Origin of the sequence: Gilvimarinus gilvus, assembly GCF_030518155.1 — a bacterium.
Lineage (GTDB): Bacteria > Pseudomonadota > Gammaproteobacteria > Pseudomonadales > Cellvibrionaceae > Gilvimarinus > Gilvimarinus gilvus.
Genome location: NZ_JAULRU010000474.1, coordinates 1 through 496, shown reverse-complemented (window position 1 = coordinate 496; position 496 = coordinate 1). Strand labels below are relative to the sequence as shown.

Here is a 496-nt window from a genome sequence, read left to right as displayed (position 1 = left end):
GATGGCTTCAGCGCCGGTTGGCATCTCGAAATGCACCTCCTTGTCACACAACACCTGGATGAAGCTGCCGCCTTCCGATTTCAATTCCAGGTCCAGGGCCAGGGTACCCGGTTGCCCGTCGCGCTTGACCAGCACGGGGTCGACGCCAGGGTTGGCGACGGTGACGGAACCTGCAACCCGCACCCGCGCCCCTGGGGGCATCCTGTCATGTTGGGCTTTCCAGTTCTTGCTGTTGATCATGTCTGCAGCTCCATTAGTACGAAGGGCGAAATGCGCCTTCCGACCAGAGCCTGCAACAAGCCCCAGCCCAGCCACAGCATGAAACTTTTCAGCTATGCCAGACCCTGCCATGGCGTGCCAGCAGGCTGGTAGCCTGCTCTGGCCCGTTGCTGCCAGCCGCATACGGGCGTGGGGCCTGGAAGTGTTCTTCACAGCCCTTGATCACGGGGTCGATCCAGGCCCAGGCGGCTTCTACTTCATCACGGCGCATGAACAG

The 496-nt window shown here is 61.5% G+C and carries 2 protein-coding genes; both read right to left on the bottom strand.

Annotation, left to right across the window (positions count from 1 at the left end):
• Positions 1 to 240: hypothetical protein (locus QWI17_RS08950; protein ID WP_302722171.1), on the bottom strand; the 240-nt coding region annotated here is incomplete at its 3' end.
• Positions 241 to 328: 88 nt separating this feature from the next.
• A complete protein-coding gene (locus QWI17_RS23640; RefSeq protein WP_368045334.1) occupies positions 329 to 490 on the bottom strand; it encodes a hypothetical protein in 162 nt (53 codons plus the stop codon).
• Positions 491 to 496: the final 6 nt, after the last annotated feature.

Coding starts and splice junctions, on each gene's coding strand:
- QWI17_RS23640 (WP_368045334.1), bottom strand. CDS start 490: ATGCGCCGTGATGAAGTAGAAGCCGCCTGGGCCTGGATCGACCCCGTG.